The organism is Bacillus sp. FSL R10-2780, from assembly GCF_038006125.1.
In the GTDB taxonomy this organism is placed as follows: Bacteria; Bacillota; Bacilli; order Bacillales; family Bacillaceae_G; genus Bacillus_A; species Bacillus_A cereus_U.
Genome location: NZ_JBBOUQ010000001.1, coordinates 1,022,553 through 1,038,442, shown reverse-complemented (window position 1 = coordinate 1,038,442; position 15,890 = coordinate 1,022,553). Strand labels below are relative to the sequence as shown.

Sequence of the window (15,890 nt, the reverse complement as noted above, 5' to 3'; positions counted from 1 at the left end):
TTATATTAAGAATGTGCTGCCTGTACTACTTGCACAATTTCCCCTGGCGTATTAACCATGTAATCTGGCGCGTCTCCTTTTACCGTCTCAATTACGTCATGCCCCCACGAAACCCAAATGACATTCACACCAGCTTTTTTACAAGCTGCAATATCACGTTGTTCATCACCGACATACAACATATCTTGTTCTGTTAGCTTTTTCGACTTTAAAAATCTTTTTATCATTTTATCTTTACCAAACAAATTTTTAGAACAATACACTTCTTGAATATTTTCTATTCTATTATTACGTAAAAATGCCCTAATATGCTCTTCTGAGTTCGAAGATATAACCGCAATCCCGTAGCCTTTTTTATGTAATTCATCTAAAACATCCTTCATCCCATGGAATAAAACGAGATCTTTTATAGCAGGTTGATATAATTTATAAAACTCTAACGCTAATATCGGTAATTTATACAGTGGTACATCGAGTTGTTTACATCTTTCAGCAATAGTCAGTTTTCGTAAAGGCTCGATTTCTTCCTCACTAACTGTCTTATATCCATGCTTTTCAGCAAGTTGATTATAAATTGGTACAAATATATTTTGTGAATCTACTAACGTGCCATCAAAGTCAAAAACAATGTATTTTTGCATTCCCAGACTCCCTTTGTTTTTTTCCTAAACCTATGTTATTCAACAGCATAAATGTCTTACCCTTTCATACACATAAAAAAAGAACAAGATTTTCTCTTGTTCTTCATTAAGACAACCATTTCGGCGGTACATTCGTATTCCAATAAATATTTCCTAACTCATGGTGTCCTGAGTATCCATCATCAAAACGATGATAGTGGAAATTAAAATAATATCCATCTTGCGGTGGATGATCTCTCCTTACATGAAATCGCAGTAAGTCATTTCCTGATTTCGTGTCATAAACATGAAAAATCTTTTCATTATTTCCGCCAGCTGGTCTTTGAGAAATCGCTAATGATTGTAACGATTCTTCTGGTACATCATTTGCAAGTTCCGCAATTGCCTCTTCAATTTTAGGTAATACAACATCTTTAAATTCATCTTCAATTACAGGCCCAATTTTAGAGCCAAATTTTTGCATAGATTGCTTCTCTGCTTCTTGCATCGCATAGTTAACAAAAGTATCGGTGGTTAACCTATCATTCGTTTCTTCATATGTATAGGACGTACTCTCCAAATTTTGTTGCCCAGCTGTGCTCGTAGGCTTGTCCGCAGCTTTGGCATTATCAAGTAATATGGAAGGAGGCGTCACTAAACCAAACGTAAATACGGTAATTAATGCGACTAAGGTTTTTCTAAACCAATTTGGCATTTATGTTCCCTCCCCTTTCACTCATTATATTTTATTTAACGGTTGTTTCTTCTATTATACAAAATGATTGTAATTTTTGCACTTTACAAATTTGTTAACGTTCACATATTTTTCACTTGAATATGAAATTGTAAGATTTCATACACTAGAAATACAACAACAATGAGGAGGCGATTAAATGACTTTAGATGTCATATATTCCGCCGCAAGCATACTCGTTTTAGTATATTTTATTTATCAGTGTGTTACAGACTAGAAAAAGAGCCATTTCCGGCTCTTTTTCTATGGTAAAAATACAATCCAACCAATGAATACTATAAAAATAACTCCAATAATTACTGCTGGCAATAAATAAAACTGTGAGAGGATGACTGTTCCGTACATAAATACGACTGGAAGGAGCAAATAACGATCCGCCTTCCACCTTAATAATAGTAATTCTCCTTCATCACAATATAAATGTAGAAACATTTTCTTCGTAAATTCATTCCAATAATCACGCGCATAGCGAGAAATAGCAACTATAGCAAATACAAGAATAATAGCTGTTATCCACTGCGGAGTCACGATAATACTTACAGTACTTATACATACAATTTGAACATAAAACATTAAAGCACTACTTGTACGCAAAAATTCTTTTAAAAAAGCTTCTACAATACGCGAATCAGATTTTTTTCCTAATATCTTTTTAGAACGAGGGAACATCCACGGTTTTTTATTCGAACTACTCGGCTTCGCAGCATGGCCACCAACTTGCATAATCCCTACCGTCCAACGCATACTTTCTTCTTTTTCTTTCTCAACTTCTTTAAAAAAGAAATTTTTATAATTCACCTTTTCTTTTACCAAGACTATAGTAAATAAAGCTGCTAGACCGATAAATAATATGGAATACAATGGATTTTTATAAATAAAAAATACACTGATTCCAAAAAAAATCAAACTAAAAGAAAATATAACATCTTTTATAATCAATAAAACCCATCGTTTCCCCACACGTACATTTATGAATCTCGTCAACAACGATAGCATAAATCGAAAAACAGTAAAGAAAATCCAGAACAGTACGATTTGTATAATTGTCGCTCCCATACTTTTCATCAATATAGGCAGCATAATGAATACTACAATTGCGTTCGTTATTGCAATCCGAATTAACGTATATATCATGCCAATCTTCATTAACCTTCGCATATGATTTGGGTACGAAATTAAAAATAAGCTATCTGCTTGTTCAAAGAATGAGCGAACTCCTCTTGAAAATGTAACAAAGTAAAATGCAAGTAAACCTAATCCGAAATAAACGGTCTCTTCCATTGATAGTTCTTTTACCCATAATGAACGATAATACATTCCAATAAATATAAGTGCGGGAATAATAATATATAATGCTACTGTCCAATCTGTTACAGAACGAATCGCTTTCCATTTTCTTTGCAATTCATGACGTAACCTTTTATTAAACTGTTGTTTAATCATTTTGTTCCCGCCTTACAATTGCATCGAAACAATCTAACAGTGTACTTCCTGGCATTTCTGCTAACGATTGGATCGCCCCTAAATGTCCATCTGCTACTAACGTACCTTGCGAAATGAGTAAAAATCTTTCACAAATTCTTTCAGCTGTATCCAGTACGTGCGTACAAAGTAAAATTCCGGCTCCTCGCTCTTTTTCTTTATATAAGTAATTCAAAAATTCTTTCGTAGCTACTGGATCTAAACCGATAAAAGGCTCATCAATAATATAAAAATCTGGCTCTGTTAAAAATGCTAATATAAGCATCGACTTTTGTTTCATACCTTTTGAAAACTTTGATATGTATTCGTGTATATGTTTTTCCATTCGAAACGTATGTAATAATTCCCTTGCTTTGCCCTCCCAATTTCCCTCTTCATTTCCACGGGCAGCCATTAACAATTCAATATGCTCCCATAAAGTTAAATAATCATAATAAGTGGGATGCTCCGGTACATATGCATATGGATTTTTCTTTTCACCAAATGAGATTTCACCATCCGTATTGACAAGCAAACCGAGTATCGATTTAATTGTCGTACTCTTTCCTGCGCCATTTGCACCAATAAGAGCAACTAACTCGCCTTTTTCAATTGCAAAGGCAATATCATGAACTGTCTTTTCACCAATTTCATATCCGGCTGAGCGGATATTCACCTCTAGCATAATACTTACCTTCTTTCCATTTACATTACAATCAAGGAAAAAAATAACATACCCCTCTTAATTTAGTATTATATCACTTCTGATATATTTGTTTCGGTAGCAGGAAAAAACATATTTTAACAGAATATTTAATGTTTGAAGTTTTAAATTGAAAGGACTGTAACTATGAAAAACATTGAAGCTATTTTCATTGATCGTGACGGAACAATTGGCGGTGATACTACAATACATTATCCAGGTTCTTTCACATTATTTTCTTTTACAAAGGCATCTTTACAAAAGTTAAAAGCTCAAAATATTAAACTATTCTCTTTTACGAATCAACCAGGTATCGCGGATGGAAAAGCAACTGCGAATGATTTTGTTCAAGAATTAAAAGAGTTTGGTTTTGATGATATTTACCTTTGTCCTCATAAACATGGTGGCGGATGTGAATGCCGCAAACCGAGCACAGGTATGCTCCTGCAAGCAGCAGCAAAACATGAGCTTAATTTAACAAAATGCGCTGTAATCGGTGATCGCTGGACTGATATTGTTGCTGGTGCAAAAGTAAATGCAACAACAATATTAGTTCGAACTGGTGCTGGATATGATGCTTTACATACGTTCCGAGACAAATGGGCACATATTGAACCGAATTACATTGCAGAAAACTTTGAAGACGCTACAAATTGGATTTTAAATCATCAATAAAAAAATTAAATGAGACGTCTTCACTTTGAAAACGTCTCATTTAACTATATATATTTCAAAAAGTTAATTCATAATGGAAATAACGATTATCTCTCAAGTATCCATTTTCAGCGTATAATCGCTGAGCTGATAAATTATCAATCTCTGTTTGTAATTTTACACCTTTTGCGCCATTTTCTAAGGCGAATTCTTTAGCAGCTTCTAATAATTTTTTACCTGTTCCGGCTCCGCGCTTTGCCTCTTGTACAAACAGATCATTTAAAATCCATAATTCTTTCATCGAAATGGAAGAAAATGAAGGATATAGTTGCGTGAATCCAATATATTCACCGTCTTCAACTGCGACGAAAATAATGGATTCTTTTCTCTCGATTCGATTTCGTAAAAACACTTTTGCTCCTTCAATATCAGAATCTTGTCGATAAAATACTCGATAGTTATTAAAAACAGATGCTAGTCCATCTAAATCTGCAATTGTTGCTTCATATATTCTCATTTTACTCCATTCCCCTTCCAATACTGTTTCATAATATCTGTTGCCCATTTAGGCTGCTTTATTTCTTCCCTCGGTATAAATTCTTTCATAACAGGCTTAATATCCAATATAGGTGTACCATCGATTGCGTCTAATCCTTCAACAACAATTGTTTTTCCATCTCTTCTTATCACATTAACAATTGTCGCTCCTATTCGGTTCGGACGATTTTTTCCACGCTGTGCAAAAATCCCTACTTTCGGATACTTACTATTATTTCTAGGGTGTCTAGCAGAATACTGAATTTGTTCATCTGTTACTTTATGAAAATAGAAAATAACTTCAATATGAGAAAACTCTTCGATCCCCTGTATACTTTCCTCTGTAAACGACTCGCTTAAAGTAATAAGTGATCTTACTTCTCCCCACTCATCATCCGCAATTTCCATTCTTTCATTATGTACAAATGCGATTGGTCGAACTGAAAACATCCGCATTCCCCCTTAAATGTAACCACTTACATTATAAGATATTTTCTGAATGTTTTCCACACATACGATTGTTGTTTACATAATAAAATTATATATTATTTTTACTTCTTCATTTATCATTTTGTAATACTCAGTAGATGACTCCCAGCTCATTCCCCCAATAAGACCTATTAATTTCATATATTCACCTTTAAGATAATATTGTTTTAGTCAACACTAATACTGTAATTTATACATAATGAATATCGTTTTATAGCAATGAAAACATTTTCTTTATCAAATTAAACCCTCTACATGATTTAAAGTTATTTTTCATTTCCACGGAAATAATTAAAGAACATTCAGAAAATAACTTTTGTAGTAGACTCATATTTATAATCAAAGCATTTTCGATAGAGCTCTTTTATTTCATCACAAGATGGAACTCGCGGATTGTTACTTGGACTCCCACTTTCGATAGCATCTTTCGCCATTTTAGAAATAGCATTTTCAAATTCTACTTCATCAATTCCGTATTCTCTTAAATTAGGAATACGAAGATCAAAACAAAGTTTCTTAATTTCAGCAATCGTGTAGTTCGCTACTTCTTCATTAGAATGAGAATACAAATCTTTGTTTAAGCTACGTCCTACTTCCGCTAACCTTTTTATTGCACTCATTTTTGTAAACTCTAAAACTGCAGGTAATAGTATTGCATTCGATATTCCATGTGGCACATGAAATAATGCCCCCACTGGACGAGACATACCATGCACTAATGTAACAGATGCATTTGAAAAAGCAATCCCAGCTTGTAATGAAGCAATCATCATTGCTTCCCTTGCTTCCATATTATCTCCATCTTCATATGCGATACGTAAATATTTCATAATGCTTTCAATAGCTGAAAGAGCAAGAACATCTGTAAGAGGTTGTGAAACTTTAGAAATATAAGCTTCAATTGCATGGCATAATGCATCTACTCCCGTTGCTGCAGTAATATGAGGTGGTACCGAACTTGTAAAAATCGGGTCTATTATCGCAACATGAGGGATAAAGCTTGGATGTTTTATCATCATTTTCACATCTGTTTTTTTATTCGTAATTACTGCTACACTTGTTACTTCCGATCCAGTACCAGAAGTCGTTGGGATTGCGATTAGCGGTAGTGGATTGTATTCTATTTCTATATCCTTTTGGACGTAATCTTCAATTTCTCCACCATTTGTATATAACACTGCTACTGCTTTCGCAACATCAATACAACTTCCTCCGCCAATACCTATGATAAAATCGCATTTTCCTTCTTTACAAATAGATAACGCTTCTAATACGTGTAAATTTGTAGGCTCAGTATTTACTTCATTGTACGTAATAACAGTAATCCCTTTCGCATTTAAGTGATCCACACATCTTTCAACATAACCCAACTTCTCCATAATTGTATCACTTACAATAAAAGCCCTTTTCCCTAACTTTCTTGATTGATCCCCTAGTTTTTCAAACGAATTTCTCCCATATAATACAGACTTCGGCATACGAAACTCAGCAACTTCTTGCAAGTACTCCACCCCTTCTATCTATAATAAATATTTGCAACTACTCAGCCATGCATTTCATTCAGAAGTTTGATAAAGTGTATTATTCCAGTTAAAATAAGCCCCCTTATTAACTATAGAAAGTTGTTTTCATTTTTCAGCATATAGATTGCTGCCATGAAGATAAAAATGGACCTACACCTTGCTACCTTTCTTTGTTTTAAAACTTTGCGCGTGGCAGGAAAGGCCCTGACCGCTCCTATACATAGCCAGGTCCTCTCTCGACCAACTTAAAAAACTTTTCTGCCGATTTTTCATAGAGTGACTGCGTAGTTACAATAAATATTTTATTATGTAAAATATCAATCTGATAAATATTTTCTTTTCGTATATTAACTAGTATTAATAGATTCCTGTTAAAGTATAGAACGCGATGACTGCAAATACAGCGACCGTTTTCAAAACTGTAATAGCAAATATATCTTTATATGACTGTTTATGTGTTAATCCTGTTACCGTTAGAATAGTAATAATTGCACCATTATGTGGTAATGTATCCATTCCGCCTGATGCCATTGATACAATGCGGTGCATAACTTCTAATGGAATATCATATTGATTGGCCGCTGCAATAAATTTATCTCCCATCGCACTTAAAACAATCCCCATTCCTCCTGATGCTGATCCAGTAATACCAGCCAAAATATTCGTTGTTACTGCCCCATTTACTAATGGATTCGTGAAAGTTGCAGAGATGCTATCTCTCATAATTGCAAAACCTGGAAGTGCTGCAATTACACCACCAAATCCAAATTCAGCTCCTGTATTCATTGTTGCAAGTAGCGCTCCACCAATACTTGTATTCAATCCAGCTTGAAATCCAGTTACTACTCGTTTCCAATATAATAAAAGCGTTGATAAAATCCCTATAATAAGTGCCAATTCTACAGACCAAATTCCAACTACCGCACTTAATTCTACTTTTCCAAATGCTTTCATACCAATAGCTGAGAAATCAAAACCATTTGGATACCACTTTGGTATCATGATTGTGAAAACTTTATTCATTACACCTACTAAAATAAGTGGTACAAACGCAATTACTTGCTGTACTCTTGTGATTTCAATACTGCTTAGTATCGGTATATCTTTTTGTTCTAATTGTAAAGATGCTGCCATTTCAGACTTTCCATCGTTAAAACCAAAATACCCTTCTCCTGCTGCTTTTGCCTTCTTACGCCTACTCTCTAAATAAAGTAAACCTAACGTTAAAACAAAAATTGCGCCTAAAATACCAAGTATCGGTGCTGCATAAATATCAGTTTTAAAAAAACTTGTAGGTATTACATTTTGAATTTGTGGTGATCCAGGAAGCGCATCCATTGTAAATGTTGCTGCTCCAAGAACGATTGTGCCAGGGATTAAACGCTTTGGGATATCCGCTTGTCGAAACAACTTAGCCGCAAACGGAAATATAGCGAATACCACTACATACACACTAACACCGCTATACGTTAAAATAGCTCCCATTAAAACAATCGCTAAAATTGTACGTTTTTCTCCAACTAACTCTACAATCGTCTTTGCGATGGAATCAGCGATTCCTGACATTTCTACTACTTTCCCAAATATTGCTCCAAGTAAAAACACAGGGAAATATAATTTAATAAACCCTACCATTTTCTCCATAAAAATATTTGAAAAGAAAGGTAATACAAAACTAGGCTCTGTCAAAAATACCGCAAATAATGCAAAAATCGGTGCGAATAATATTACAGAAAATCCTTTATATGCTACAAACATGAGTAAACTAAGTGCTAATAAAATAATAACTAGCTCCAATTATAACCCTCCTTTTAAACTGAAAATTCAATCTTTTGACAACGAACTTTCACTAGTATTTCGAAACCTTTTATTTCATGACATTCCTCCTCTTTTTATCCCGCTATTTGCGGGCAGTATGACTCCCACCTTAAAATTCGGCGAATGCGCGGAAGCTAGGCGAGAGATCAACTGCCCGTAAAAGCCCGATTGGTGAGGGCTGATAATCAGTGGAGGATGGACAAAACCTCCACTGATTAAAGTTTCACTTTATTACAAATTTTTCATGCTAAAATTGTCTAATTATAGTATTCGATTACATATGTAAAATCCCTTTAAACAAAAACGATTCCATCGTCATATGTTATAAAGGGATTTCTAGGTTCTATTTCTATAGTTTTATCGTACTATTCTCTATACAAAAGCTTTGTAACTCTTCGACATCTTTCACTATATGACTCGCCCCAGCATCACTCAATTCATTCTCATTACCATATCCATACAATACACCTATTGAAGCAATTCCGTTACTGTTCGCACCGATTACATCATGCTTTCTATCACCAATCATCACAATTTCTTCTTTTTGAAGTTCTTCATTTGTTTGTAAAATATGAGCAATTATTTCTTCCTTTTTTATTCTTGTCCCATCTAAATTACTCCCAACAATCTCTTCAAAAAAAGATGTTAACTGAAAGTGCTCTATTACTTGTCTCGCAAATACAGTAGGCTTTGAAGTTGCTACAAACAAACGATTGCCAGCATCCTTTAATTCTTGCAATAGGGTTGGAATTCCATCGTATACTTTATTCTCTAATAAACCACTTTGCTTTAAATATTCCCGAAAATAAAACACTGCTCGTTCTACTTCTATTTCATTCATATTATATCTATCTACAAAAGATTGTTGTATTGGTGGGCCGATAAATGAATCTAATTCACTTATATTTACTTCTTCGATCCCGATTTTTTCTAACGCGTATAGAACAGAATTTATAATCCCTTCTTTCGGATCAGTTAATGTTCCATCTAAATCAAATAGAAATGTTGTATACATATTTCATTCCCCCACTGATTTTATATGTACCCCATTAAGGCCATTCTCCTACTTACACCTTTACTATACTATCACCATTCAACTTTTCAGAAAATTACTTTTTCTACCCCTTATACTTTCAGTTACAAAATCACAAAAGATATGATAAAGTGAAAAAGTTATAATTAATTTAATAGAAACTGGTGAAACACATGTCAATTACGTTAATTTTTATAATGGCTTTCACAATTGTTATCCACGCAGTTGAAACTAGCTCTTATAGTATTCGATTAGCTGGTGTACGTTTAAAAAAGATTGTCGTTGCCTTATCCATCGTAGGAATGGTACTACTTATTTCAAGAACATCTAACTTACTACAAGCTTTTTTAATTGGTGGTATTGTCGATGAAGCAAAGCTAGATTCTTCTATTGATTTAGAGCATATTATACGGCTCGTTCTATTATCTGCTTCTGTCGGTACATTGCTCGCGATTATACTCTATCCAACTTTGACAAAGCTATTTGGATACGTAATTCAAAACTTTGAAACAGATGGTTCATTCATTCGAATGATGAAGACGAATAACATTCAAAAATTAAAGTACACAAAAAAATATGTACGCTTCCCAAAATTCGAAATGATTCATCGAATGAGGATCGGTGGTATCCCAAAGCGTATTATGCTTATCAACATGTTTGCTACTGCAATTTATACAGCGGGTGTCCTTTCAGCCCTTTACGCTTCCTTTTTAAACCCAGATTACGCAACAAATGCAAGTACAGCTTCTGGCCTTGTTAATGGTTTTGCTACCATTTTATTAACAGTGCTACTCGATCCACGCATTGCTCTTTTAACAGAACGAGCTTTACAATCAGAAAAGGGTGCTGAAGCAATGAGTAAAATGTATGGCTGGCTAATGATTTCTAGACTTCTCGGCACCTTATTAGCACAACTTTTATTTGTACCAGGTGCTTACTGGATTTTATGGATTATTGAGCTTATGCATTAATTCACTCTCTAAAAAAGTAGGTGTACTATCAAATGACTATTAAAACCGAACAAGATATTATCCACTTGATACAAAATGATCCGTGGATGATGAATGTATTACAAATTGCAAGATCACTAGAGCTACCTGATTGGTGGATTTGCGCTGGGTTTGTTCGTTCTAAAATTTGGGATACTTTACATAACTACGAAGTACGGACAGCTACACCAGATGTTGATGTCATCTATTTTGATCAATTACATAAAGATGAGACATACGAACAATCGTTAGAAACGAAACTAATGAATATGGATACTACTATCCCTTGGTCAGTAAAGAATCAAGCTCGTATGCATGTGGTGAATAACATGCCACCATATTCTTCTGCTGTTGATGCTATTTCTAAATTTCCTGAAACAGCAACCGCACTTGGTGTTACATTAGACGAGAAGAATAATGTCATATTAACATCCCCGTGCGGAATTGAAGATGTACTTTCATTACAAGTGCAGCCTACAGCCCATTTTCGTGAAACGAAAGAAGGAATACATATGTACAAAAATAGGGTTAATCAAAAGAATTGGCAAAGCAAATGGCCTAACATTACAATCACTTATCCAGAAATTTAAAAAAGGTGCTTCTCATTATTAGAAGCACCCTTTCTTTTTTTATTTCAAAAAATGAATGACTGTTTCAGCAAATCGATCTGCTTCTTCATAATGTGGTGTATGACCACTTTCTTCAAATATGATATACTTTCCATTTAGAGAATCTCGATTGAATATTTCAATTTGCTTTTCACACGTTACTACATCATGTTTTCCTACAATTAATAACATTGGGTTCTGTACATCTTTTATTTTTGATAATAATGACGTATGACATAATCCCTCTGATTTTAATCTATCAAAATGGGTTTTTGAACGATTGGAAAATTGTTCCCACTCTTCGTCACTATATAAACTATCGTCTGTCTCATCTTCCTTATAATTGTAAATCTCCATTCTCTTCTCTTCTAATTCAGAGCTTAATCTTATATAAGCTTCTAGCAATTTTTCTGAACTAGCATTACTAGATGAATAAGCTAGGCACTCTTCTGCTGCTTCTTCTTTTCCATACTTTATTAATAAATCTCCTGTCTTTTGTAACAAAGCTCTACTTGTTAATGCAAAATCGAAAGTCGGACCTTCAAATATTATTTTCTCTATTGAATTTGGATACATCGCTACATATAACAATGCTAAATACCCACCGAAAGAATGTCCTATTACAGACCATTTATCAATTTGTAATACTTTTCTTAGTTCTTCACAATCTTGAATTAAATCACCTAGTCCAAAAGGTTCTTCCTCAGTAATTACTTCCGAACGACAAACTCCTCGTTGGTCTAACATAATTACATACAATGATTCTTTTAATCGTTCCGCTTGATGAAATGAAAAATCATAACAGCTCTCTCCTGGTCCACCGTGCAAATATAATACTGGTTTATTCTTAGGACTTCCATGTGTTTCAACATATAGCTTTTTCCCTCTAATGTTTATGTATTTCCCAACTTCAATCAAATTCGTTTTTATTATCATCACCTTCTTTTTTTACTGAATATTATAACATTTTACCTTAAATAATCCCTATTACATTTAAAAAGACGATAATTATTGCAAGTGGAGCTATAAATCGAAGTAAAAATACCCAGGTAGTAAATACTTTCTTTCCGTAATTTCCACCTATAAAAAATTCAGCTTCTAACACTTTCTTTTCCATTTTGAATGATACGAAAATACTAATAAATAATGCTCCGAGTGGCATTAATATATTACTAGATAAGAAGTCTATCGCATCAAAAATATTCTTCCCAAAAATCGTAATATCACTCCATACTCCAAATGATAACGCAGATGGTATACCTACTAGGAAAATGCAGAAACCGATGATCCATGATAGTTTATTTCTTCTTTCTTGCTCGCCATTTGCTAATGCTGAAACGACCGTCTCTAGTAGTGAAAATGCCGATGTTAATGTCGCAAATGTAAATAACGCAAGAAATACTGTTAAGAATAGTCCACCGAATGGAATTTGACTAAATACAGATGGCAATACGATAAATAGTAATCCAGGTCCTTCTGTTGGCTCCATTCCTAATGAAAATACTGCTGGAAATATAGCAAGTCCCGCAAATAAAGAAACGAATAAATTCAATCCAACAATCGTAACTGCTGATTTTGGTAAACTTTCTTTTTTATTTAAATACGAGCTATACGTAACCATAATCGAAATTCCTATACTAATCGCAAAGAATGATTGCCCCATTGCGAACAAAATACTTTCTGAAGTAATTTTTGAGAAATCCGGCTGTAAGAAAAACTTCACACCTTGCATCGCATCATCAAGTGTTAATGAACGAATAATAAGAGCGACAAATAATACGAACAACGCTGGTAACATATATTTACTTGCTTTTTCAATCCCATTTTGTACACCTTTTGATACAACCCATATCGTAATGAACATAAATGCAAAATGACCGATAATGGCCCAAGTCGGATTTCCAATTGTCTCTGTGAATAATGCACTATAATTTTGTCCTGGAGTAATAAGCTGTCCTGTCACTCCTCTGAATAAATAAATTAATACCCATCCACCTACAACACTATAAAATGATAGTAATATAAAACAAGTTCCAACGCCAAGACGGCCAATCCAGTGCCATCCTGTATTTGGTGCGATACTTTTAAATGCTCCAACTGCTTGTTTCTGTGTACTGCGTCCAATCATAAATTCAGCAATAAGTAGTGGTAGTCCAATTAATACAGTAAATAATATAAAGATTAAAAAGAATGCTCCTCCCCCGCTCTTTCCAGCGATATAAGGAAACTTCCATATTGCGCCAAGTCCAATTGCTGATCCTGCTGCTGCCATTATAAAACCTAATTTCGAAGTCCATTGCTCCGTCTGTTTCATCTTATTTTCCTCCTATTTAAATCTTTTTATATAAATAAATAAATTTTATATACCTATCCGAATAAACCCTCCATTTCTTTTTCTATAAAATAAAAAATGGCCTAGCATCTCTTTATATAAAGAGACGCTAAGCCATTTACTTAACGCGGTACCACCCTTATTGATTCCATTATGAATCCACCTTAGTAGTAATCGTTTGATTACAAACCTAATATCGAAGGTTAACCGTTAAGATTTACTAAGAATGTGATTCCGTTCCACCTTACTGCTCCTAGGCGAGTTCAGGATGTCATTTGACTATGTCACACCAACCCATAGCTCTCTGTACAAATACATGACCTTACTACTCCTATTCAACACATTTTAATATTTAGAATATATTTTCTTTTGAAATTAATATGAAGTATATCGGTTATATTTATAACTGTCAAGGTATATATTAATTATTTTGTCGAAAAGGATTTTTATAGACTTATATAGAAAATATTTACAAATGAAATATAAAGAACATTAAAAAAGAATCTTCGCGATAATCGCGAAGATTCTTTTTTACGGTATAAGACGAGTACAATCTCTCGGAAAAGCACTCGCTTCCCTCACGTTGGATAATTCTAAAAGTCGATACACAACCCTTTCTAATCCTATCCCAAATCCGCCATGTGGTGGACAACCGTATCGGAATGTATCTAAATAAGATTGAAATTTCTCTGGATGTAATCCTTTTTCTTTAAAAGAAGCAAGTAACATGTCATAGTTATGAATTCGCTGTGCACCTGATGTAATTTCTAACCCTTTATATAATAAATCGAATGAATCAGTAATAGTTGGATTTTCTTTATTCGGTATCGTATACATCGGTCGCGCTTCTTTCGGATAATGTGTAATGAATACAAATTCACTATTATACGTTTCTTTCACATATTTCCCTAGTAATTTTTCACCTTCTGTATCTAAATCCCCTATGGGAGATTCTTTTCGATACTTACTTTTCAAAACTTCTTGTGCTTCTGATAATGTGATTTTAGGAATTTCCGCAATAACAGGTACTGTTACTTGTAATAGTTGTAGTTCTCTTTCACATTTTTCTCCTACTTGTTGAAACATATATCGTAAAACATCTGTTTCTAATTGCATCACTTCATGAAAATCATGAATAAATCCAAGTTCTACGTCTAACGATATATATTCATTCAAATGACGGGAGGAGTTGTGATGTTCCGCTCTGTATACAGGTGCAATTTCAAAAACACGCTCGAGCCCTCCTGCTACCATCATTTGTTTATAAAATTGTGGTGATTGAGCTAAATACGCTTCTTTTTGGAAATATGGAATCTTAAAAACATTTGCTCCTCCTTCTGCCCCTTGCGAGACAATTTTCGGAGTAAATACACGTGTGAAATCGTTCTCTATTAGAAATTCACTAAAGCTTTGAACGAGTGTAGATTTCACTTTAAAAATCGCAGCGATTCGCTCATGTCTTAATGATAATACCCGCTCATTCAACAGTTGATCTAAGCCAACCTGTAACTTCTTTTTATTTATTTCAAATGGAAGTTGTTCTGCACCATTTAATACTTTCACTTCATGAGCAAGTACTTCAACCCCTAATTCTGTTTTCGTTGTCGTTACTATTTCACCAATTACTTGGACGACACTTTCAACATCAACTTTATACCCAGCTAACTCGTTTTCTAATACACATTGAATAACTCCCGTTCGGTCCCTTAATAATAAAAAACTAACATTCCCTAGATGACGAATCTTTTTTACCCACCCTTGTAGTAATACAACCTTTCCGCTATGCTCCGTACATTCTCGTGTGAGTGAACGCTTCATTATTTGATCCATTATATTTCCCTCCATTAATTTTATTTTTATTTACGTTATTGTTATTGTTGTCGTCGTCATCATCCACGGTCACTCACCTCCTTTCAAAGAATACAAAAATCCGCCCCTATAAATAGGGACGGATTTTTCCGCGGTACCACCCAAATTGTCATAATGACCATCTTAGCCCTGATAACGGTAGGTACCGTTTGCTTTTACTAATTATCACGTTCAAAGCAACACTCACAGGTGTCTTTCCATCATGCGGTATCGCAATCTTTCCAGCAACCGATTGCTCTCTGTAGACCCTTGCATCATGTACTTTTCCTAATCATCACTTTTTATATTTACAGAGTATTCTATCTCTTTGTTTTATAAAACGCAAGCCTTTTTAGGAAAATATTGCGATTTCTCACTAAACAGACCCCTTCTAAAGGTATGTAATATGAACATTGAACTCTATACAATTATCATTTGACAGCTTAGAAATATTTTATCCTTCTCAAATTCTTTCAATCGCACTCGTTTTTCCATTTTATTACATAAATTACACGTTTCCC

General features: G+C 34.2%; 15 protein-coding genes, 1 pseudogene and 2 other annotated features. Of the genes and pseudogenes, 3 read left to right on the top strand and 13 right to left on the bottom strand.

All coding sequences use genetic code 11. The features are described 5' to 3' along the window. Positions 1-5 precede the first annotated feature (5 nt). The 4 genes from NSQ47_RS05455 to NSQ47_RS05440 form a co-directional block, all read right to left on the bottom strand. Positions 6-641 carry an HAD family hydrolase gene (locus NSQ47_RS05455; RefSeq protein WP_340823546.1) on the bottom strand — a complete coding sequence of 212 codons (636 nt, stop codon included), beginning with the start codon at positions 639-641 and terminating at the stop codon, positions 6-8. Between the two features lie 106 nt (positions 642-747). Next, positions 748-1,335: a YpjP family protein gene (locus tag NSQ47_RS05450; protein ID WP_002031682.1), complete on the bottom strand. Its 588-nt coding sequence runs from the start codon at positions 1,333-1,335 to the stop codon at positions 748-750. A 282-nt stretch (positions 1,336-1,617) separates the two neighbouring features. Then, a complete protein-coding gene (locus tag NSQ47_RS05445; protein ID WP_016100423.1) occupies positions 1,618-2,817 on the bottom strand; it encodes an ABC transporter permease in 1,200 nt (399 codons plus the stop codon). Further along, positions 2,810-3,520, bottom strand: coding sequence for an ABC transporter ATP-binding protein (locus tag NSQ47_RS05440; RefSeq protein WP_340823542.1), 711 nt, complete (start codon positions 3,518-3,520; stop codon positions 2,810-2,812). The genes NSQ47_RS05445 and NSQ47_RS05440 overlap by 8 nt, the downstream gene beginning before the upstream one ends. A gap of 165 nt (positions 3,521-3,685) precedes the next feature. On the opposite strand from NSQ47_RS05440, the gene NSQ47_RS05435 reads away from it, so the two are divergent. Continuing rightward, the gene (locus NSQ47_RS05435; RefSeq protein WP_341036298.1) at positions 3,686-4,213 is read left to right on the top strand and encodes an HAD-IIIA family hydrolase; all 528 of its coding nucleotides are present in this window, start codon (positions 3,686-3,688) and stop codon (positions 4,211-4,213) included. Positions 4,214-4,268: 55 nt separating this feature from the next. On the opposite strand, the gene NSQ47_RS05430 is transcribed toward NSQ47_RS05435, so the two are convergent. From NSQ47_RS05430 to NSQ47_RS05405, 6 genes and pseudogenes are all read right to left on the bottom strand, one after another. Continuing rightward, positions 4,269-4,709, bottom strand: a complete 441-nt coding sequence (locus NSQ47_RS05430; RefSeq protein WP_033710381.1) for a GNAT family N-acetyltransferase — start codon at positions 4,707-4,709, stop codon at positions 4,269-4,271. Beyond that, positions 4,706-5,179 (bottom strand): SAM-dependent methyltransferase, encoded by a 474-nt coding sequence (locus tag NSQ47_RS05425; protein WP_016104727.1) that lies wholly within the window; start codon positions 5,177-5,179, stop codon positions 4,706-4,708. Before NSQ47_RS05425 ends, NSQ47_RS05430 begins: the two co-directional genes overlap by 4 nt. Positions 5,180-5,278: 99 nt before the next feature. Then, positions 5,279-5,359: pseudogene (locus NSQ47_RS05420) on the bottom strand (aspartate racemase); the annotation flags it as partial. Between the two features lie 161 nt (positions 5,360-5,520). Continuing rightward, positions 5,521-6,720, bottom strand: coding sequence for an iron-containing alcohol dehydrogenase (locus NSQ47_RS05415; RefSeq protein ID WP_002202165.1), 1,200 nt, complete (start codon positions 6,718-6,720; stop codon positions 5,521-5,523). A 378-nt stretch (positions 6,721-7,098) separates the two neighbouring features. Next, positions 7,099-8,538 (bottom strand): GntP family permease, encoded by a 1,440-nt coding sequence (locus NSQ47_RS05410; protein WP_340823535.1) that lies wholly within the window; start codon positions 8,536-8,538, stop codon positions 7,099-7,101. A gap of 370 nt (positions 8,539-8,908) precedes the next feature. Continuing rightward, positions 8,909-9,574, bottom strand: coding sequence for an HAD family hydrolase (locus NSQ47_RS05405; protein WP_340823533.1), 666 nt, complete (start codon positions 9,572-9,574; stop codon positions 8,909-8,911). Positions 9,575-9,765: 191 nt separating this feature from the next. Here NSQ47_RS05405 and NSQ47_RS05400 point away from each other — a divergent pair, with 191 nt between their 5' ends. Next, the gene (locus NSQ47_RS05400) at positions 9,766-10,563 is read left to right on the top strand and encodes a lipid II flippase family protein (protein ID WP_078173709.1); all 798 of its coding nucleotides are present in this window, start codon (positions 9,766-9,768) and stop codon (positions 10,561-10,563) included. Between the two features lie 32 nt (positions 10,564-10,595). Beyond that, complete coding sequence (locus NSQ47_RS05395) at positions 10,596-11,171, top strand: nucleotidyltransferase family protein (RefSeq protein WP_340823530.1); 576 nt, start codon at positions 10,596-10,598, stop codon at positions 11,169-11,171. A gap of 39 nt (positions 11,172-11,210) precedes the next feature. On the opposite strand, the gene NSQ47_RS05390 is transcribed toward NSQ47_RS05395, so the two are convergent. The 3 genes from NSQ47_RS05390 to aspS all read right to left on the bottom strand — a co-directional run bounded on the left by NSQ47_RS05390 (position 11,211) and on the right by aspS (position 15,351). Further along, positions 11,211-12,125: an alpha/beta fold hydrolase gene (locus NSQ47_RS05390; protein ID WP_340823527.1), complete on the bottom strand. Its 915-nt coding sequence runs from the start codon at positions 12,123-12,125 to the stop codon at positions 11,211-11,213. 37 nt (positions 12,126-12,162) lie between these two features. Then, a complete protein-coding gene (locus NSQ47_RS05385) occupies positions 12,163-13,503 on the bottom strand; it encodes a sodium-dependent transporter (RefSeq protein ID WP_016104721.1) in 1,341 nt (446 codons plus the stop codon). Positions 13,504-13,620: 117 nt separating this feature from the next. Continuing rightward, positions 13,621-13,869, bottom strand: a binding site (T-box leader). 183 nt (positions 13,870-14,052) lie between these two features. Next, on the bottom strand, positions 14,053-15,351 hold the full coding sequence (aspS, locus tag NSQ47_RS05380; RefSeq protein ID WP_340823523.1) for an aspartate--tRNA(Asn) ligase: 1,299 nt from the start codon (positions 15,349-15,351) through the stop codon (positions 14,053-14,055). A 111-nt stretch (positions 15,352-15,462) separates the two neighbouring features. After that, positions 15,463-15,674, bottom strand: a binding site (T-box leader). Between the last annotated feature and the right edge of the window lie 216 nt (positions 15,675-15,890).